Below are 19741 nucleotides of genomic sequence, written 5' to 3'. Positions count from 1 at the left end.
CGCGATATGACCGAAGTGGAATCGGGGCTGGTGGTGTTCGTCGTGCTTCTGGTCGCGACGGGAGTCGGCGTGCTCGTGCGGCCATTGCTGCCGGAAGAGCACAAGGCGCACGAAACTGTGCAGCTGATCCAGCTCGTGATCGGCATGCTGGTCACGTTCGCCGCACTGGTACTGGGACTGATGACGGCGTCGGCGAAGACCAGTTTCGATACGGTCGCAAACGACTTCCGCGCCTACGCCGCCGATCTGATCCAGCTCGACGTCAAGCTGCGCGACTACGGTCCGGATGCATCGAAGGCACGCACGCTGCTGCGCGCCTACACGGCCGAAGCGATCGCGACGACCTGGCCCATGGAAACGCCGCCGCCCGGCGACTACTACCAGAAGAACATTCCGCACGATCCGCGGAATCTGGAGAACCGCCGCCTCGGCCACATGCTCGACCTGGCTGAAAGCGAAATACGCGGCCTGAATCCGTCCGACGCGGCCCATCGGACGCTTGCCTCCGAAGCGCTCGACCAGTTCACCATCCTGAGCAAGGCGCGCTGGAAACTGATCGAGGAATCCCACAGCTCGATTTCCGACCCGTTCTTCCTGATACTCACGTTCTGGCTGTCGGTGATCTTTCTGAGCTTCGGACTGATCGCGCCGCGCAACGCGCTCGCACTGGTGACGATCACGCTCGGTGCGCTATCGATCGCGTCGGCGATTTACGGCATCGTCGATCTGGATTCGCCGCTCACCGGGCCGATCGTCGTTCCCAGCCAGCCGATGCGCGATGCGCTCGCGCATCTGTCATGACCACCGCGATCGTTCCCGGCACGATAAGGCTCGTCATCAGTTTGTCGCGCTGATATTCGGTGCATGTCGAAAAGTCGATATCCGTGACGTTCGGATGACTGGAACGAAACATGCTTTTATCGAAGAACCAGGGCCCCTCGATTCGGGAACGACATGCAACTCTTTACAGTCCAGCACCCGGAAACCGCAGTCAACCGCGTGCGCCTTTCGCTCGCAAACGTACAGACTGCAAGACACCGTCGCCGCACAGTGAAGGTGCGCGGTGCCCGTACAGATCGTGTCCGTTTCAGGTCTAGCTGTTGCTATTTAACCAAACACTAGCAATAGCAGCCCTTTCGATCCTATAGTTAAAGTGCTTTCTCAAGTTTGGTGTGCAGTGCGGGGAGGTGTGAAATGAAACGCAGAACAGCGCGTCAACTGGTTCGACTGCTTTCCGACATCCGGCATTCGGCTAATTGCAGAATGCTTCGGGCGGCCGCCGCCAGCAATGAACTGGAGCGCATCCTGAACGAAGAAGACCCGGCGCCGCCAGAGCACGCCGACGATGTGGTGGATTCGCGGCGGGAAGTGTTCGCTGGAGCCCGACATGAAAAATTCCAGTGAACAGTCGCTGCGCGGGCAGATCGAGAAATGGCTCGCGCCCTCCCCGTCGATTCCGCTGCACGTCACCCGCTTTAGTCGCGCCGCGCAAAACGGCAAACGTTACGTGTGTGTAGAGACATCCTTACCCGCCGGCCCTCGCGCGTTGTTTTTCTTCCGGCATCCTGATGGTTGCTGGTGCGTATTTCCGCCAGCAGCCGACATCCCGCGGCTTCACTTCATCTGAGCCCTTCCGCCCACATCCGCTGAAATATCAGCAGGTCCAGTTCTGGCGCGACGCCGGTGAGTCCGGTGAGCATCGTGTGGACCTGCGCGCGATGATGGGTCTGATGATTGAACCAGTGCGCAAGACCGGGCGCGAGCGCCTGCGTCTTCACCTCCGGTGACGACACTCTCCGATAGGTAATGATGCTGTCGAGCGCGGTTTCGTCGAGCGAAATTACGTACGCCGTGATGCGCTGATCTTCAAGTTCGCGTGCGTGGCGCAGATCGTCGAAGCGTTCATACAGGATGGCATCGAGTCTGTCGGGCGCGTCGCCTTCCGACGTGAACCGGTACATCCAGACCCGGTCGGTGACGAGCAGATGATTCAACGTACCGTGTATCGAATGAAAGAACGCACCGCGATCGGCGCGGTAATCGGCGTCGCTCAACAGGCTGACCGCGTGATAGAGCCGCGTGTTAGCCCATGCGTTGTAGCGTGCGAACGTATCGAAATGATCTTTCAGCGACATGGCAACCTCCGTGCGTTTCCGCTATCGTAAGTTCACGGAAGTTGATGTCAATCCTGATGCAGACGCTCAAACCAGCCGCAGATAAATCAGCTCGCGCTTGATATACGCGTAGAAGACAGGTGCCGCGATCACGCCGGGAATGCCGAACGCGGCTTCCATCACGAGCATCGCCACGAGCAGCTCCCACGCACGCGCTTCGATCTGTCCGCCGACGATCCGCGCGTTGAGAAAGTATTCGAGCTTGTGAATCAGCACGAGGAACACCAGCGACATCACCGCCGCGGGAAAGCTGACCGACAACGCAATCGCGACGATCAGCGTGTTGGAAATCAGGTTGCCGATCACCGGCAGCAGGCCGACGATAAACGTCACGATCACAAGCGTTTTCGACAGCGGCAACCGCTGGTGAAACAGCGGCAGGATCAGCAAAAGGAAAATGCCCGTGAACGTCGCGTTGATCACGGAAATCTTGATCTGCGCGAAGACGATGCGCCGGAACGCATCGGCAAACCGCGACACACGCGTGACGAACGCTGTCGAAAGCGGCAGCCGCTGCATGTGACGCGTCGCGCCGACCGCAATGATCGCACCGATGATCATACCGATCACGACGTGCCCAAAGACCCGCGCCACGCTCTTGCCGCCCTGCTGCAACATGCTGGCGTGCTCGTGCATCAGCAGCGCTGCCTTCGACTTCATCTGCTCGGCGTCGACCGGCAGATACGCGGCAATGGAAGGCGGAATACGCCCGCGCGCCTGATCGACCAGTTGCATCATCTGTTCGAGCAGCTTCTGCACGCTCGGCACGTCCTGCTCGAAGTGCTCGATGATGCCGATCGTAATGCCCGTCAAACCGCCGACGATCACCGCCGACAGCAGCACCACCGATATCCAGCGCCCCCAGTGGCCCGACACCCGTTTTTCGATCAGCGGCGCTATCGTGTGTACGAGCTGATAGACGAGCATGCCCGCGAGGAGCGCACCGAGCAGGTGCAACTGCAACACTGCCCACATCCCAAGAAGCGCCACGATATAACTGCCGATCTCGACGGCGGAGAGTTTCGGCAGACTCATATCGCTCGTCAGCCTCACCGGGCGAGGGCGCAGATCCTGCACGTGCCTGTCGTCAGGTGCCTGGTTTCGCTTCGTCATGACTCTCCCGTCCCCAACCTGGTGACGCAGTTTTATTTTTGAACCGCCGCCTGGCGCTTCAGCAACGGCGCCAGATACTTTCCGGTAAAGCTTGCTTTCGACTTCGCCACCTGCTCCGGCGTGCCCTGGGCAATGATCTGCCCGCCGCCCGCGCCGCCTTCCGGCCCGAGATCGATCAGCCAGTCGGCCGTTTTGATCACGTCGAGATTATGCTCGATGATTACGACAGTATTACCTTGATCTCGCAGCCGGTGAATCACTTCGAGCAGCAGCGCGATATCGTGGAAGTGCAGACCGGTCGTCGGTTCGTCGAGGATGTATAGCGTGCGACCGGTATCGCGCTTGCTTAGTTCGAGCGAAAGCTTCACGCGCTGGGCTTCGCCGCCCGACAGCGTGGTCGCCGACTGGCCCAGACGTATATAGCCAAGACCCACGTCGAGCAGCGTCTTCAGCTTGCGCGCGACCACCGGCACCGGCCTGAAGAACTCATACGCGTTCTCGACCGTCATCTCCAGCACTTCGCTGACGTTCTTGCCTTTGTACTGGACGTCGAGCGTCTCGCGGTTGTAGCGCTTGCCATGACACACGTCGCACGGCACGTAGACGTCCGGCAGGAAGTGCATTTCGACCTTGAGCACGCCATCGCCCTGACACGCTTCGCAGCGACCGCCCTTCACGTTGAACGAGAAGCGACCCGGATCGTAGCCGCGCTCCTTCGCCGCCGGCACGCCGGAAAACAACTCGCGGATCGGCGTGAAGAGCCCCGTATACGTGGCCGGATTCGAGCGCGGCGTGCGGCCGATCGGCGACTGGTCGACGTTGATGACCTTGTCGAAATGTTCCAGCCCTTCGATCGATTCGTACGGCGCAGGCTCAGTGGCCGAGCCGTACAGGTGATGCGCGACCGCGTGATATAGCGTGTCGTTGATCAGCGTCGACTTGCCCGAACCGGACACGCCGGTCACGCAGGTCAGGAGCCCGACCGGCAAATCGAGCGTGACGTGCTTCAGGTTGTTGCCGTACGCTTCGACGATGCGCAGATACCGCTCGTCGGGCTGCTTGCGATCGTCTGGAAACTCGATGCTACGCGCACCCGACATGTACTGGCCGGTCATCGACGCCGGATCGGCCTCCACCTGCTTCGGCGTGCCTTCGGCGATCACCATGCCGCCATGCTCACCGGCGCCCGGCCCCATGTCGACGACGTAATCGGCCATGCGGATCATGTCTTCGTCGTGCTCGACGACGATCACCGAGTTGCCGAGGTCGCGCAGATGCTTGAGCGTCGAGATCAGCCGGTCGTTGTCGCGCTGGTGCAGGCCGATGGACGGCTCGTCGAGCACGTACATCACACCCGTCAGGCCGGATCCGATCTGCGAGGCGAGCCGGATGCGCTGCGCTTCGCCCCCGGAGAGCGTTTCCGCGCTGCGATCGAGCGACAGATAATCGAGCCCGACGTTATTCAGGAACATCAGGCGCGCGACGATTTCCTTCACCACCTTGTCGGCGATCTCGCGCTTCGCGCCTTCCAGGCGCAGCGTCTGGAAGTAACCGAGTGTGTCGCGCAGCGGCATGCCGCTCACTTCGAAGATGCCACGGGCGTCGCTACCGGTGCCGATGCGCACGAAGCGCGCCTCGCGGCGCAGACGCGTGCCTTCGCAGGCCGGACACGCCTGGTTGTTCTGATACTTCGAGAGTTCCTCGCGCACCGCGACCGAATCGGTCTCGCGATAACGCCGCTCCAGATTCGGGATGATCCCTTCGAACACGTGCTCGCGGATCGACGTGCGGCCACGCTCGTTCATGTACGAAAACGGAATGGTCTGCTTGCCCGAACCGTACAGCAGGATCTTGCGGATCTTTTCGGGCAGGTCCTCGAACGCGGTATCGATATCGAATTCGTAGAACGACGCGAGGCTTTGCAGCATCTGGAAGTAGAACTGGTTGCGCCGGTCCCAGCCTTTCACCGCGCCCGCCGCGAGCGACAACGACGGATGCGCGACCACCCGCTTCGGATCGAAAAACGTGATCTGGCCGAGGCCGTCACATTCCGGACACGCGCCCATCGGGTTGTTGAACGAGAAAAGCCGCGGCTCCAGTTCCTGCAGCGAATACGAACAGATCGGGCACGCGAACTTCGAGCTGAACAGATGTTCCTTCTCTGTGTCCATTTCCAGCGCGATCGCGCGGCCGTCGGCGAGACGCAGCGCGGTTTCGAACGATTCGGCGAGGCGCTGCTTCATGTCGGCGCGCACCCTCAGACGGTCGACGACGACGTCGACCGTATGCTTGTCGTTCTTCTTCAGCTTTGGCAGCGAATCGACTTCGTAGATTTTCGCGACGCCTTCATTTGCCGTGCCGCCGCCCGAGCTCACCCGGAAACGGATGAAACCCTGCGCCTGCATTTCCTCGAACAGCTCGACGTGCTCGCCCTTGCGGTCCGCCACGACGGGCGCGAGGATCATCAGCTTCGTTTCTTCGGGCAGCGCGAGCGCGGCGTCCACCATCTGCGAGACGCTTTGCGACTCGAGCGGAATTTCGTGATCCGGGCAATACGGCGTGCCGACGCGCGCGTACAGGAGACGCAGGTAGTCGTGGATTTCGGTGACCGTGCCCACGGTCGAGCGCGGATTGTGCGAGGTCGCCTTCTGCTCGATTGAAATCGCGGGCGAAAGCCCCTCGATCAGATCGACGTCCGGCTTTTCCATCAATTGCAGGAACTGCCGCGCGTACGCGGACAGACTTTCGACGTAGCGACGCTGACCTTCCGCGTAGAGCGTATCGAAGGCGAGCGATGATTTGCCCGAGCCGGACAGGCCGGTAATCACAATCAGCTTGTGACGCGGCAAGTCGAGATTGACGTTCTTCAGGTTGTGGGTGCGGGCCCCACGGATACGGATTTGTTCCACGCGTTATTCCATGACCTGGCGGAAAGAGAGGGGGGCTAAACCTGCTACTATAACGACTTTTCCAGACCGTCGTTACGGCTTCCTGACAACGCCCGCAAGGCGCGAAGCAGGTTTGTCATGCCACGGTCAGGCGCCGCGGCGAGCGGGCTTCAGGCCCTTCAGATGGGGACGTTTGCCGCGACAGCAAGCCAGCAGCGGGCCACCGGGCAACGCACCGTGCCGCATGCCGACTGTCGCGCGCGGTACACCGCCGGGCTGAACGCATCGCGCACAGCTGCCCTGCGGTTAGCCGCCCCGATCACTCGAATATCGTTTCCGATGTCCAATCCATCCGCAACATCTTCACGCATGAGCGCGCCTGAACTGCGCGCGACCGTGTCACTCGCTGCGATCTTCGCGTTGCGCATGCTCGGCCTCTTCATGATCATGCCGGTGTTTTCGATCTACGCGAAAACGATTCCGGGCGGCGACAACGTGCTGCTCGTCGGCATCGCGCTCGGCGCGTACGGCGTCACGCAGTCGCTGCTCTATATCTTCTACGGCTGGATCTCCGACAAGATCGGCCGCAAGCCCGTCATCGCGACCGGTCTGCTGATTTTCGCGCTGGGCAGTTTCGTCGCGGCGGGCGCGCACGACATGACGTGGATCATCGTCGGACGGGTGATCCAGGGCATGGGCGCCGTGTCGTCGGCGGTGATCGCGTTCATCGCGGACCTGACCGCCGAGGAACACCGCACGAAGGCCATGGCGATGGTGGGCGGCAGCATTGGCGTGTCGTTCGCCGTGGCGATCGTCGGCGCGCCAATCGTGTTCGAGTGGGTCGGCATGAGCGGCCTGTTCGCGCTTGTCGGCGTGTTCTCGATCCTTGCGGTCGGCATCGTGCTGTGGGTCGTGCCCGATGCGCCGAAGCCTGTGCATGTGCGCGCGCCGTTCGCGGAGGTGCTGCACAACGTCGAATTGCTGCGCCTGAACTTCGGCGTGCTCGTGCTGCATGCGACGCAGACAGCGCTCTTCCTCGTCGTGCCGCGCATCCTGGAAGCGGGCGGCCTGCCGGTCGCTTCACACTGGAAGGTGTATCTGCCGGTGATGGGCCTTGCGTTCGTGATGATGGTCCCCGCGATCATCGCGGCTGAAAAGCGCGGCAAGATGAAGGCGGTCCTGCTGGGTGCGATTGCGCTTATCCTGATCGGCCAGTTGTTACTCGGCCTCGCACCCCATACCATTCTGTCTGTCGCGGCGATCCTGTTCGTCTACTTCCTTGGCTTCAACGTGCTGGAGGCGTCGCAGCCTTCGCTCGTGTCGAAACTTGCACCCGGAACACGCAAGGGCGCGGCTGCCGGCGTGTACAACACCACGCAGTCGATCGGGCTGGCAATGGGCGGCGTGATCGGCGGATGGCTGCTGAAAGTGGACGGTCAAAGCGCCGTGTTTTTTGCCTGCTCGGGGCTCGTGTTTTGCTGGCTTATAATCGCCGCAAACATGAAACCGCCGCCGCGCAGGGCGTAACAGAACTTATCGGTGGACGGCTGCGGCGCGGCTTCGATCTCCGGCCCAAAGGGTCGCAGCACGAAACCGCATATGGCCGGCCGCCCGCAACGGAATCAACAGGAGAAACGCATGGCATCCGTGAACAAGGTCATTCTCGTCGGCAATCTCGGAGCCGATCCCGAGGTCCGTTATCTGCCGAGCGGCGACGCCGTGGCGAACATCCGGCTCGCCACGACCGATCGCTACAAGGACAAGACGTCGGGCGAAATGAAGGAGTCGACCGAATGGCACCGTGTGTCGTTCTTCGGCCGCCTCGCTGAAATCGTCAACGAGTACCTGAAGAAAGGCTCGTCGGTGTATATCGAAGGCCGCATCCGCACGCGCAAGTGGCAGGCGCAAGACGGCACCGACCGTTACTCGACGGAAATCGTCGCCGAACAGATGCAGATGCTCGGCGGCCGTGGCGGCTCGATGGGTGGTGGCGGTGGCGGCGACGATGGCGGCTACAGCCGTGAACCGTCCGAGCGCAGCGGTGGTGGCGGCGGCGGTCGTGGTCAGGCCAGCGCGCCGCGTGGCGGCGCTAGCGGCGGCAGTGGTGGCGCCAGCCGTCCGGGCGCACCGGCCGGCGGCGGGTTCGACGAGATGGATGACGATATTCCGTTTTGATGGGCGGCATATAGCCAACCGCTGGACGCAGAAACAGAAAGGCCCGCGGCAGTGATGCCGCGGGCCTTTTTACTACGGTGCTGCCCTGTGTTGCAGTGCTGCCCGATGGGCGGCAGACACGCATCTCAGCGAAAAACCACCGTCTTGCTTCCGTTCAGCACAACGCGATGCTCCACATGCCACTTCACCGCGCGCGCAAGCGTCACGCATTCGACATCGCGACCGATCGCAGTCAACTGCTCCGGCGTCATGCTGTGATCCACGCGCTCGACTTCCTGCTCGATGATCGGACCTTCATCGAGATCGGTCGTCACATAATGCGCGGTCGCGCCGATCAGTTTCACGCCGCGATCGAACGCCTGGTAATACGGCTTGGCACCCTTGAAGCTCGGCAGGAACGAATGGTGAATATTCATCGCCCGTCCAGCCAGCCGGTCGCACAGTTGCGGCGACAGAATCTGCATGTAGCGCGCGAGCACGATCAGATCGGCTTGATGCTCGTCGATCACTTCGAGCACGCGCGCTTCCTGCGCGGCCTTCGCGTCGGGCGTCGAACCCGTCAGCGGGAAATGATGAAACGGAATGTCATAGCTTGCCGCGAGCTGATAAAACGCCTTGTGATTCGAAATGATCGCGGGAATTTCGATACCGAGCTGACCGGTGCGATAGCGAAACAGCAGATCGTTCAGGCAATGCCCGATCTTCGAGACCATGATCACGACGCGCGGCTTCACCGAGGCATCGTGCAATTCCCACTTCATGCCGAACTGTTCGGCAAGCGGTGCGAACGACACGCGTAGCGCATCCAGCCCCGGATCGCCGCCGACCTGCTGGAAATGAACGCGCATGAAGAACTCGCCCGTATGGCTGTCGCCGAACTGCGCCGAGTCGAGAATATTGCTGCCGCGCTCGAACAGAAAGCCCGACACCGCGTGCACGATGCCAGGCCGGTCGGCACACGACAGTTTGAGAATAAAGCTATGTTCGGTCGACATGACCTGGGTGACTCCCTTCTTCGATCCGTAATTCAAATTTATTCAGTATGACAACGCGCAGCCCCTTCAGATAACCGTCGGGGCAAACACGGTGGCAATGCCCTCGCAAGCATCTTCATCGATCCAGCGGCGCCGCAGCAGACAGTCGAGGGTCGCGAGGCTTGCGTCGACCGTCATGGTGCCGTCCTCGATCCAGCGCGCGACTTCGTCGATCCGCGCGAGACGATGCTCGCCCACTTCGCCGTCCTGATTGCGCGGCGCGAAATCCGGCGGCAACGGCAGGTCGTAAATAAACACCTGTTCGGCCTGCGTGCCTTCAGGCAACGACTGCAGCACATGCGCGGTGCGTCCCGCCACTGCACGCAGGGCAATGTCTTCCGGAATGCCCGCTTCTTCCCAGCACTCCTTCACGATGGTTTCCTCGATGCCGAAGCCCCAGCCGATGCCGCCCGCGACGACGTTATCCAGCATGCCGGGGTCGGTCGCCTTCGTATCGCTGCGGCGCGCGATCCACAATTGCGGCGCGCGATCACCATATTCTACGACGCCGTTCAGATGCACCGCGTACGTCATCGTCCCGAAGAAGCGCGACGCGGCCCGTTCGATGTACGCGAGCGGCGGCGCGTCGAACGCGTTGCGGATCGCGTACGTCTCGTCGCGCCAGCCCGGAATGCGGCCTTCGGCGGCGAGCGCGCCGATCACCGCGCCCAGCGCCGCGCTGCGCAGATCGAGGGTGTCGAATCGCGCCGACAGCGTGACGCGCGCGTCGTCGATGTCGAATACATCCGGCCAGCGCGTGAGAAGCGGCACGTCGGCGACACCGATCCAGCCGACCCGCTCTTCACCGGTCCAGAACGGCGTGTGAGCACACGCGTCGAAACGGCGCGCGGAAATGATGCATGGCAAAGTCATGGTCGATGCTCCTGCCACTCAGTCGCGCAACGCGACGCGAATGCCGATCGCGATGAACGTCGCGCCGGCAAGGCGATCGAGCCACACGCCGACGCGCGGCCGGCGACGCAGCCAGCTACCGATCATGCCCGCACACACGCCGAACAGCGAAAACACCACCACGGTCTGCAGCATGAACGTGGCGCCCAGTTCGAGCATCTGCAGCGTGACGCTCTGTGCGCCGTGCGGATCGATGAACTGCGGCAGGAACACGATGAAAAACAGCGTGACCTTCGGGTTCATGACGTTGCCGAGCACGCTTTGCCGGAACACCGAGCGCAGCGGCTGCGGCGGCCGTTCATGTGCCGTCGCGAGACCCTGGCTGCGCAGCGCCTTGATGCCGATCCAGACCAGATACGCGGCGCCGGCCAGCTTGATCGCCTGAAACGCGACCGGCGACGACCGCAACACGGCCGCGACGCCCAGCGCTGCGAGCGTCGTATGGAACGTGATGCCAGCGGCAAAACCGAGCGCGGCGACAAAACCCGCCGCACGGCCTTGGGAAATGCCACGCGCGAGCACCTGCAGGTTGTCGGGACCGGGCGCCAGCGTGATCGCGATGGATGTCGCGAGAAACAGCAGGAAATTGGGCATCGTTTTTATCCGGGTGCGCTGGATGAGTACGCGACGTACGGTCAGTGTCCGCCGAATTCGGTCACGGTGTAGAGCGGCAGCCCCGCTTCGCGCAAAAGCCGCGCGCCGCCAAGGTCCGGCAGATCGATGATCGCCGCGCCTTCCACCACCTGCGCGCCGAGTCGCTCGAGCAGTTTCTTGCCAGCCATCATCGTGCCGCCGGTTGCGATCAGATCGTCGATGATCACGACGCGGTCGCCTGGGCCGCACGCGTCCTCGTGAATCTCGACGGTCGCCGTGCCATATTCGAGTTGATACGACTCCGCGACCGTCCTGTACGGCAGCTTGCCGATCTTGCGGATCGGGATGAAGCCGAGATTCAGTTCGTACGCGAGAATCGGCCCGATGATGAAACCGCGTGCGTCCAGCCCCGCGATGTAGTCGAGCTTCGCGTCGATATAGCGCAGCACGAACAGGTCGATCAGCACGCGCATCGCTTTCGGCTGCTGCAGCAACGGCGTGATGTCGCGAAACTGCACGCCGGCCTGCGGCCAGTCGGGCACCGTGCGGATCTGGCTCTTCACGAACTCAGTCGCGTTCAGTGGCGCATCGGCGGGCGCGAGCGAAGTTGCGTTGGACATGAGGTCTCCAGTATTCCGAGTGATAGCTTCAATGCTGGCCGCAGTGGTGGCGCTTCAGAAACCGCTCATGGCGGTACTCCCGCGCGAGGCAGGCAGCCCGTGAAAAAGATGACGGCCTGTACAGGTCTCTCAGGCCACGACAGCACCTGCACGCCGGTGTTTCGACAGCCGCTCTTCTGCTTCAGCCAGCGCTTCAGGCAGACCGCGCAGCACGACAATGTCGAGCGCGCGCAGACGCGTTTCCGGATCCGGCTCGACGCCGCGAATACCGTGCCGCCGGATCGCCGTCACCTCGACACCGAGCTCGTAAAGGCCCAGCTCCGCAAGCGTACGGCCCACCGCGTCGGCCTTTTCGTCGACCGGCACCGATTGTAGCCGCACCTGTTCATGGCTGTCCTCGTCGCTCTGGTCGTCGGCGCCGTGGAAATAGCCGCGCAGCAGGCTGTAACGCTCATCGCGCATCTCCTCGACGCGCCGCACGACGCGCCGCATCGGTACGCCCATCAGCACGAGCGTGTGCGACGCCAGCATCAGGCTGCCTTCGACGATCTCCGGAATCACCTCGGTCGCGCCGGCCGCGAGCAGCTTTTCCAGGTCCGCATCGTCGACGGTCCGCACGATCACCGGCAGCGTCGGCTCGAGTTCGTGAATGTTGTTCAGCACGCGCAGCGCGGACGGCGTGTTCGCATACGTGATCGCGACCGTCGCGCAACGATGGATACCCGCGGCGAGCAGCGATTCGCGCCGCCCGGCGTCGCCGAACACGACCGATTCGCCCGCCGCCGCGGCGGCCGCCACGCGATCCGGGTCGAGGTCGAGCGCGACGTACGAAAGACCTTCGTGTTCGAGCATGCGCGCGAGATTCTGTCCCGCGCGGCCGTACCCGCAGATGATCACGTGTCCGCTCTGCTTCAGGCTCTGCGTGGCGATGCGCGTCATCTGCAACGATTGCATCATCCATTCCGTCGACGACAGGCGCAGAACGATCCGGTCCGCGTTCTGGATCAGGAACGGCGCCGCCAGCATCGACAGCAGCATCGCGGCGAGGATGGCCTGCAGCAGCGTAGCGTCGACGAGATGCTTGTCGAGAATCAGGTTCAGCAGCACGAAACCGAATTCGCCCGCCTGCGCGAGGCCGATACCCGTGCGCATCGCGACGCCGGGCGATGCGCCGAAGAGCCGGGAGAGCGCCGTGATCATCACCAGTTTCAGCAGGATCGGCCCAAGCAGAAAGCCGAGCACGATGAACGGATGGTCCCAGACCACGTGCGGGTTCAGCAGCATGCCGGTCGTCACGAAGAAGAGCCCGAGCAGCACGTCGCGAAACGGCCTGATGTCCTCTTCCACCTGATGCCGGTAAGGCGTTTCGGCGATCAGCATGCCGGCGATGAACGCGCCAAGCGCAAGCGACAGACCGAATTTCTCCGTGATGAACGCGGCGCCCAGCGTCACCAGCAGCAGGTTCAGGATGAACAGTTCCTGCGAGCGCCGCCGCGCGACCACGTTGAACCAGCGCGTCATGAAGCGCTGTCCGACGATCAGCAGCACGGCGAGCGCAATCACGATCTTCACCGCGGCGAGGCCGAGCGCCTCCATCAGATGTTTCGAATCGTTGCCGAACGCGGCGATGATGATGAGCAGCGGCACCACGGCCAGATCCTGGAACAGCAGCACGCCGAAAATATTGCGGCCGTGTTCGGTTTCGATTTCGAGCCGCTCGGCGAGCATCTTGCTGACGATCGCCGTCGACGACATCGCGAGCGCGCCGCCGAGCGCCACGCTCGCCTCCCACGTGATGTGCACCCAGCGTTCCAGCACGTAACCGAGCGCAAGTGCGACCGCGATCGTGCCGAGCACCTGTAGCAGGCCCAGCCCGAACACCAGCCGGCGCATCGAGCGCAGCTTCGCGAGCGAAAACTCCAGCCCGATCGAGAACATCAGGAACACGACGCCGAACTCGGCGAGATTCTGCGCGCCCGCGGAATCCGGCACGATCCCGAGCGCGTGCGGACCGACGACGATGCCCACCGTCAGATACCCGAGCATCGGCGGCAGGTTCAGATAGCGGAACACGACGACGCCTGCCACTGAAGCCAGCAGCAGGAACAGCGTCATTTCTAGCGGGGAAATCATCGGCAAACGCGCATCGGGAAAGGGTCCTCGTTCGTCAGGAACCGCCGCGCGCAAACGGCCGCGCGACAAGGTTAGGGGGCCCGTGAAGGCAGCGGCTGGGCACGTCCCGCCCGGCGCGGCGAACAAACGCCTTTGCTATACTCCGCGAATGATAGCGAAAATCAATGGCGATCGGGCGCTCGCACTCGCTCGCGACGTGCTCGACATCGAAGCGGACGCCGTGCGCGCGCTTCGCGATCAACTCGACGACGGTTTTGTCGAGGCGATCGACTTTATCCTCAGTTGCCGTGGACGCGTCGTCGTTTCCGGCATCGGCAAATCCGGCCATGTGGCCCGCAAGCTGGCCGCGACGCTCGCGAGCACCGGCTCGCCGGCGTTCTTCGTGCATCCGGCCGAAGCGAGTCACGGCGATCTCGGCATGGTAACCGCCGAGGATGTCTTCATCGCGATGTCGAATTCGGGCGAATCCGAAGAACTCGTCTCGATCCTGCCGCTCATCAAGCGCCTCGGCGCCAGGCTGATTGCCATCACCGGCAAGCCGGCCTCGACGCTCGCGAAGCTTGCGGACGTCCATCTGAACGCCGGTGTATCGAAAGAAGCCTGCCCGATGAATCTCGCGCCGACCGCCAGCACCACGGCCGCGCTCGCGCTCGGCGATGCGCTGGCGGTGGCCGTGCTCGACGCGCGCGGCTTCGGCGCCGACGACTTCGCGCGCTCGCATCCGGGCGGTGCGCTCGGCCGGCGCCTGTTGACCTACGTGCGCGACGTCATGCGCACCGGCGACGAAATCCCGAAGGTTCCGGACAACGCCACGCTGCGCGAAGCGCTGATGCAACTCACGGCAAAACGCATGGGCATGACGGCGATCGTCGATTCGAACGATCACGTCGAGGGCATTTTCACCGATGGCGACCTGCGGCGCGTACTCGAACGTGCGGGCGACTTCCGCGAACTGCCGATCGCGGACGTGATGACGAAGGGCCCGCGCATGATCGGACCCGACCACCTTGCCGTCGAGGCCGTGGAACTGATGGAGCGGCACCGGATCAACCAGATGCTGGTTGTCGATGAAACGGGCAGGCTCATCGGCGCACTCAACATGCACGACCTGTTCTCGAAGAAGGTGATCTGATGGCCGCTGCCCCGCTTACCGCCACTGAACGCGCAAGCCGCGTGAAGCTGATGATCTTCGACGTCGACGGCGTGCTGACCGACGGTGGTCTGATGTTTACCGCCGAAGGCGACACGATGAAGGCGTTCAATTCGATGGACGGCCACGGCGCGAAACTGCTTCGCCAGGCAGGCATCGACACGGCCATCATCACGGGACGCAAATCGGGCATCGTCGCCGTGCGCGCGAAGGAACTGAAGATCACGCACCTGTATCAGGGCATCGAAAACAAACCTGAAGCGTTCGCCGAACTGCTGAAGGAAACCGGCCTCACCGCCGAAGAATGCGGCTACATGGGCGACGACTGGGTCGATCTCGCGGTGATGCTGAAGGTCGGCTTCGCCGCGGCGCCGGCGAATTCACATCCGGAAGTGATCGCGCGTGCGCACTGGGTTTCCGAGGCGCGTGGCGGCCAGGGCGCGGTACGTGAAGTCTGCGACACGCTGCTGCGGGCGCAGCACAAGTACGACGCACTGCTCGCGGCTGCCTGCGGCGGCGGCGACCAGCAGGGCCTCGTCGGATGAACCAGTTCCGCCTGACTTCGCTGATTCCGCTCGTCGCGATGGCAGCGCTCGCCGGTATTACGTGGTGGCTGCTGCAGGCCACGCTGCCGCCGCCTAATGAAGGCGCGCCGCACAAGAAGGTGCACACGCCTGACTATTTCGCCGATAACTTCTCCGTCTCCGAACTCGACCAGTCGGGTGCCACGCAATATCGTCTGACCGCGGTACACATGGTGCATTACGAGGACGACGACGACAGCGATCTGACCAAACCCGCGATCCGCGCGTTCCAGCCGGGCAAGCCGATCGTCACGGCAACGGGCGATCGCGGCACGGTGAACGGCGATGCATCGATCGTCAACCTGTACGACAATGCGCGGATCCTGCGCGCCGCGGGCTACGGCGATCCGGCCATGCAGGCCGATTCCGAGCATTTCCGCGTGCTGGTCAACGACGATGTGATCGAGACCGAAAAGCCGGTTAAACTTCAACGCGGTCCGTCTGTCATGACGGCCAGCGGCATGAACTACAACAACGTCACCCGGGTTATGCAACTGTTCGGCAACGTGCGCGGCGCCATTGCCGCGTCCGATAGCGCCGGCTCTCCCCCGCAACCCGGGTAAATCCATTCCAGGCGTGACTGCATGAACGAATCGTTCCCTCGTCCTGACACCGGCCGCGCCCATGCGTGGTCCACGTACCGTGCCGCGCTCGCCGCGCTGCTGGCCGTGTTGCCGCTCGTCGGCTTCGCGCCGGCTGCGCACGCCGAGCGCGCCGACAAGGACAAACCGCTGAATATCGAAGCGGACAACATGACTTACGACGACCTGAAGCAGGTCAACATTTTCACGGGCCACGTCGTGGCCACGAAAGGCACGATCGTCATCAAGGCGGATCGCGTCGAGGTGCATCAGGATCCTCAGGGCTATCAGTACGCGACGGGCACGTCGACCGGCAACAACCTTTCGTACTTTCGCCAGAAGCGCGAAGGCGTCGACGAATACGTCGAAGGCACTGCGGAACGTATCGACTACGACGGCAAACAGGACCTGACCACGCTGACCACCCGTGCCACGGTGCGCCGCCTGCAGGGCCTGACGACGCTGATGGACGAAGTGCATGGCAGCGTGATCACGTACGACGGCCAGAACGATTTCTATACGGCGAAGGCCGGCAAGGACGTCGCGGGTCCGGGCAATCCGACGGGCCGCGTGCGCGCGATGCTCGCGCCGCGTAACGGCGGCCCCGCGCCGCTGAACGGCGCATCGGCCACGCTCGTGCCGTCCACGCAGTTGCCGGTGCAGGGTCAGGGTCAAGTCCAGGGAGTAACGAAGCCGTGAGCGCACCCGCCCTGCCCAATCGCAAGCCAGCCGGCACCAGCAGCTCACTTTCCGTTCGCAACCTGAAGAAGCGCTACGGCTCACGCACGGTCGTGAAGGACGTATCGCTCGACGTGAAAAGCGGAGAAGTGGTCGGGCTGCTCGGCCCGAATGGCGCCGGCAAGACCACGTCGTTCTACATGATCGTCGGTCTCGTCCCGCTCGACGCTGGCGCGATCGATCTCGACGGCAAGTCGATCAGCCTGCTGCCGATCCACAAACGCGCATCGCTCGGGCTGTCGTATCTGCCGCAGGAAGCGTCCGTGTTCCGCAAGCTCACCGTCGAGGAAAATATCCGCGCGGTGCTCGAACTGCAGCACGAAGACGACGGCAAGTACCTCACGAAAGACGCGATTTCCGCGCGCACCGAAGCATTGCTCGACGAGTTGCAGATTGCTCATCTGCGCGAGAATCCGGCGCTGTCGCTGTCGGGCGGCGAGCGCCGGCGTGTCGAGATCGCGCGTGCGCTCGCGACCAATCCAAGCTTCATCCTGCTCGACGAACCGTTCGCCGGCGTGGACCCGATCGCAGTGCTGGAAATCCAGAAGATCGTGAAGTTCCTGAAGCAGCGCAACATCGGTGTGCTGATCACCGACCACAATGTGCGCGAAACGCTCGGCATCTGTGACCACGCGTACATTATCAGCGATGGCAGCGTGCTAGCGGCCGGCGCACCCAGCGAAATCATCGAAAACGAGAACGTGCGGCGCGTCTACCTGGGCGAGCATTTCCGCATGTGATCGACGGCCTTGCGGACGGCAATTCCGGCTTCATGCCGTCCGCAAGGCCAGTACACCCTCGCTCCCGGACATCCGGGACATTCTGGCGGGGCGCGTCAAACGCACCCACCAACATCGAATCCGCGCAACAGGCATTTTTGTGACTGTTGCAAGGTATCGCGCTCGTGGCAAACTCTCTACAATGAATCTGAACCCGCCATGAAAGCCAGCCTCCAACTCCGCCTGTCGCAGCATCTTGCGCTGACCCCGCAACTTCAGCAGTCCATCCGGCTGCTGCAGTTGTCGACGCTTGAGCTGCAGCAGGAAGTCTCGATGGCGATCTCCCAGAATCCGCTGCTCGAAAACGAGGATGACTGGATCGCGAGTCCGCTGCGTGTCGCCGCGGACGGTTCGCTGATTACGCAGGCGCCGGGCAGCGCGCCCCCGCAGGAGCAGATGGGCAACACGAGTTCGTCTTCGTCCACCACCTCCGAGCGCGCTGAGAACGGCGAGCCGCGGGGTGTCGACGAATACAACGGCCTCTCGTCCGACAGCAATGGCGACTCAAGCCAGTGGAATCTCGACGACTACGGCCGCTCGGGTACCGCTTCGGACGACGACGATCTGCCGCCGTTGCAGATCCACGAATCGAGCACGAGCCTGCGCGACCATCTGGGCGCGCAGTTGCGCGTCACGCAGGCGGGTCAACGTGACCGCGCGCTCATCATGTTCCTGATCGAATCGCTCGACGACGACGGCTACCTCACCGCCTCGCTCGAAGAAGTACTGGCCGACCTGCCCGACGAACTCGAAGTCGATCTCGACGAACTGAATGCGGCGCTCGCGCTGCTGCACAGCTTCGATCCGGCAGGGGTCGGTGCACGTTCGGCGTCCGAATGTCTGAGGCTGCAACTTCTGCGGCTCGAACCGTCGCCCACGCGCACGCTTGCACTCGACATCGTCGCCCATTATCTGGAACTGCTCGCGGCGCGCGATTTCACGCGTCTGCGCAAGCACCTGAAGACCAACGACGACGAACTGCGCGACGCACACGCACTCATCCGCTCACTCGAACCGTTCCCGGGCGCCGCGTACGGCAAGGCGGAAGCGGACTACGTCGTGCCGGACATCATGGTGAAGCGGACCGCGCAGGGATGGACCGCGGAGCTGAACCCGGAAGTGGTCCCCAAACTGCGTATAAACCATCTTTATGCGAACATTCTTCGCAATAGCAGGGGCGATCCGGGTAGCGGTTCGTTGCGCCAGCAACTCCAGGAAGCTCGCTGGCTGATCAAGAATATCCAGCAGCGATTCGAGACGATCCTGCGGGTTGCACAGGCCATCGTCGAGCGTCAGAAGAGCTTTTTTGTGCACGGCGAAATTGCCATGCGCCCCTTGGTTTTGCGGGAAATTGCTGATACGCTGGGGTTACACGAGTCGACTGTCTCGCGTGTGACAACGGGCAAGTACATGCTCACGCCCTTTGGGACGCTTGAATTTAAGTACTTCTTTGGATCGCACGTTTCCACCGACACGGGTGGCGCAGCCTCATCAACGGCTATTCGCGCACTCATCAAGCAACTGATAGGAGCAGAAGAGCCAAAATCTCCTCTTTCAGACAGCCGCATAGCCGAACTGCTGGCGGAACAGGGCTTTGTCGTGGCGCGGCGGACCGTCGCGAAGTACCGTGAAGCCCTGAGAATCCCCGCGGTTAACCTGCGCAAGTCTCTGTAGCCGGTCACATACTGTGGCCGGCATTTACCGGCCGCGGCGCGATGGGCGACAAGGCTGGCCGAAGCGACCCGTCAACAGCCGGTCACAGGGGAAGACCGGGAGGCGAGCCGACAGTTCGACCGGCACTTGCTGGGCCTGCACGTCAAGGCGGCCACTAGCATGGAGAAGCACTATGAATCTGAAGATCAGTGGACACCATCTCGAAGTAACGCCTGCGTTGCGCGAATACGTGATCTCCAAACTGGACAAGGTGCTAAGACATTTCGATCAGGTAATCGATGGCAGTGTGGTCCTCTCGGTCGACAACCACAAGGAAAAGGAAAAGCGTCAAAAGGTTGAAATCAACCTGCATGTGAAGGGCAAGGACTTATTTGTCGAAAGCGCGGATGGCGACCTGTACGCCGCAATCGACCTGATGATCGACAAGCTGGACAGGCAAGTCATTCGTCACAAGGATCGCCTCCAGGGCCATCAGCACGAAGCGATCAAACATCAGCCGCTGGCACCGCAAATCGAAGTGCCGCCGCAATAAGCGTCCATTGGCAGAATTCCTTCAGGCCTTTCCCGCCAGACCGCCCGATTACGGGCGGTT

The 19741-nt window shown here is 62.5% G+C and carries 19 protein-coding genes; 11 read left to right on the top strand and 8 right to left on the bottom strand.

Annotation, left to right across the window (positions count from 1 at the left end):
- The first annotated feature begins 6 nt into the window (after positions 1–6).
- Together LPA37_RS02730 and LPA37_RS02725 are read left to right on the top strand one after the other, a co-directional pair.
- A complete protein-coding gene (locus tag LPA37_RS02730; protein WP_228978976.1) occupies positions 7–801 on the top strand; it encodes a bestrophin-like domain in 795 nt (264 codons plus the stop codon).
- Between the two features lie 586 nt (positions 802–1387).
- The gene (locus tag LPA37_RS02725; protein WP_228979004.1) at positions 1388–1627 is read left to right on the top strand and encodes a hypothetical protein; all 240 of its coding nucleotides are present in this window, start codon (positions 1388–1390) and stop codon (positions 1625–1627) included.
- Here the strand turns inward: LPA37_RS02725 and LPA37_RS02720 are convergent.
- The 3 genes from LPA37_RS02720 to uvrA form a co-directional block, all read right to left on the bottom strand.
- Positions 1620–2135 carry a DinB family protein gene (locus LPA37_RS02720; protein ID WP_228978978.1) on the bottom strand — a complete coding sequence of 172 codons (516 nt, stop codon included), beginning with the start codon at positions 2133–2135 and terminating at the stop codon, positions 1620–1622. The two genes, LPA37_RS02725 and LPA37_RS02720, sit on opposite strands and share 8 nt — an antisense overlap.
- A gap of 66 nt (positions 2136–2201) precedes the next feature.
- On the bottom strand, positions 2202–3287 hold the full coding sequence (locus tag LPA37_RS02715; RefSeq protein WP_228978980.1) for an AI-2E family transporter: 1086 nt from the start codon (positions 3285–3287) through the stop codon (positions 2202–2204).
- A gap of 32 nt (positions 3288–3319) precedes the next feature.
- On the bottom strand, positions 3320–6196 hold the full coding sequence (gene uvrA, locus LPA37_RS02710) for an excinuclease ABC subunit UvrA (RefSeq protein WP_229011324.1): 2877 nt from the start codon (positions 6194–6196) through the stop codon (positions 3320–3322).
- Between the two features lie 318 nt (positions 6197–6514).
- On the opposite strand from uvrA, the gene LPA37_RS02705 reads away from it, so the two are divergent.
- Together LPA37_RS02705 and LPA37_RS02700 are read left to right on the top strand one after the other, a co-directional pair.
- Positions 6515–7702, top strand: coding sequence for an MFS transporter (locus tag LPA37_RS02705; protein ID WP_229011322.1), 1188 nt, complete (start codon positions 6515–6517; stop codon positions 7700–7702).
- A gap of 111 nt (positions 7703–7813) precedes the next feature.
- Positions 7814–8350, top strand: coding sequence for a single-stranded DNA-binding protein (locus LPA37_RS02700; RefSeq protein WP_228978985.1), 537 nt, complete (start codon positions 7814–7816; stop codon positions 8348–8350).
- 125 nt (positions 8351–8475) lie between these two features.
- Here the strand turns inward: LPA37_RS02700 and purU are convergent, their stop codons facing one another.
- The 5 genes from purU to LPA37_RS02675 all read right to left on the bottom strand — a co-directional run bounded on the left by purU (position 8476) and on the right by LPA37_RS02675 (position 13643).
- Positions 8476–9345: a formyltetrahydrofolate deformylase gene (gene purU / locus LPA37_RS02695; protein WP_228977475.1), complete on the bottom strand. Its 870-nt coding sequence runs from the start codon at positions 9343–9345 to the stop codon at positions 8476–8478.
- 66 nt (positions 9346–9411) lie between these two features.
- On the bottom strand, positions 9412–10257 hold the full coding sequence (locus LPA37_RS02690; protein ID WP_229011320.1) for an NUDIX hydrolase: 846 nt from the start codon (positions 10255–10257) through the stop codon (positions 9412–9414).
- Between the two features lie 18 nt (positions 10258–10275).
- Positions 10276–10890 (bottom strand): LysE family translocator, encoded by a 615-nt coding sequence (locus LPA37_RS02685; protein ID WP_228977471.1) that lies wholly within the window; start codon positions 10888–10890, stop codon positions 10276–10278.
- A gap of 41 nt (positions 10891–10931) precedes the next feature.
- Positions 10932–11510, bottom strand: coding sequence for an adenine phosphoribosyltransferase (locus LPA37_RS02680; RefSeq protein WP_228977469.1), 579 nt, complete (start codon positions 11508–11510; stop codon positions 10932–10934).
- Between the two features lie 129 nt (positions 11511–11639).
- Positions 11640–13643, bottom strand: a complete 2004-nt coding sequence (locus tag LPA37_RS02675) for a monovalent cation:proton antiporter family protein (RefSeq protein WP_228977467.1) — start codon at positions 13641–13643, stop codon at positions 11640–11642.
- Between the two features lie 148 nt (positions 13644–13791).
- Between LPA37_RS02675 and kdsD the strand changes: the two genes are divergently transcribed.
- From kdsD to hpf, 7 genes are all read left to right on the top strand, one after another.
- A complete protein-coding gene (gene kdsD / locus LPA37_RS02670; RefSeq protein WP_228977466.1) occupies positions 13792–14775 on the top strand; it encodes an arabinose 5-phosphate isomerase KdsD in 984 nt (327 codons plus the stop codon).
- Positions 14775–15338, top strand: a complete 564-nt coding sequence (locus LPA37_RS02665; RefSeq protein WP_228977465.1) for a KdsC family phosphatase — start codon at positions 14775–14777, stop codon at positions 15336–15338. The genes kdsD and LPA37_RS02665 overlap by 1 nt, the downstream gene beginning before the upstream one ends.
- Entirely contained in the window at positions 15335–15940 is a 606-nt protein-coding gene (lptC, locus tag LPA37_RS02660; protein ID WP_228977462.1) for an LPS export ABC transporter periplasmic protein LptC, read from the top strand. Before LPA37_RS02665 ends, lptC begins: the two co-directional genes overlap by 4 nt.
- A 21-nt stretch (positions 15941–15961) precedes the next feature.
- Complete coding sequence (lptA, locus tag LPA37_RS02655; RefSeq protein WP_228977460.1) at positions 15962–16657, top strand: lipopolysaccharide transport periplasmic protein LptA; 696 nt, start codon at positions 15962–15964, stop codon at positions 16655–16657.
- Positions 16654–17436 (top strand): LPS export ABC transporter ATP-binding protein, encoded by a 783-nt coding sequence (lptB, locus tag LPA37_RS02650; RefSeq protein ID WP_228977458.1) that lies wholly within the window; start codon positions 16654–16656, stop codon positions 17434–17436. Before lptA ends, lptB begins: the two co-directional genes overlap by 4 nt.
- A 198-nt stretch (positions 17437–17634) precedes the next feature.
- Positions 17635–19149 (top strand): RNA polymerase factor sigma-54, encoded by a 1515-nt coding sequence (locus LPA37_RS02645; protein ID WP_228977456.1) that lies wholly within the window; start codon positions 17635–17637, stop codon positions 19147–19149.
- Between the two features lie 172 nt (positions 19150–19321).
- Complete coding sequence (hpf, locus tag LPA37_RS02640; RefSeq protein ID WP_228977455.1) at positions 19322–19681, top strand: ribosome hibernation-promoting factor, HPF/YfiA family; 360 nt, start codon at positions 19322–19324, stop codon at positions 19679–19681.
- Positions 19682–19741 lie beyond the last annotated feature (60 nt).

Origin of the sequence: Paraburkholderia gardini (assembly GCF_907164545.1) — a bacterium.
Taxonomy (GTDB): domain Bacteria; phylum Pseudomonadota; class Gammaproteobacteria; order Burkholderiales; family Burkholderiaceae; genus Paraburkholderia; species Paraburkholderia gardini.
The sequence above is the reverse complement of the archived record's forward strand: the minus strand, read 5'-3'. Positions and strand labels throughout refer to the sequence as shown.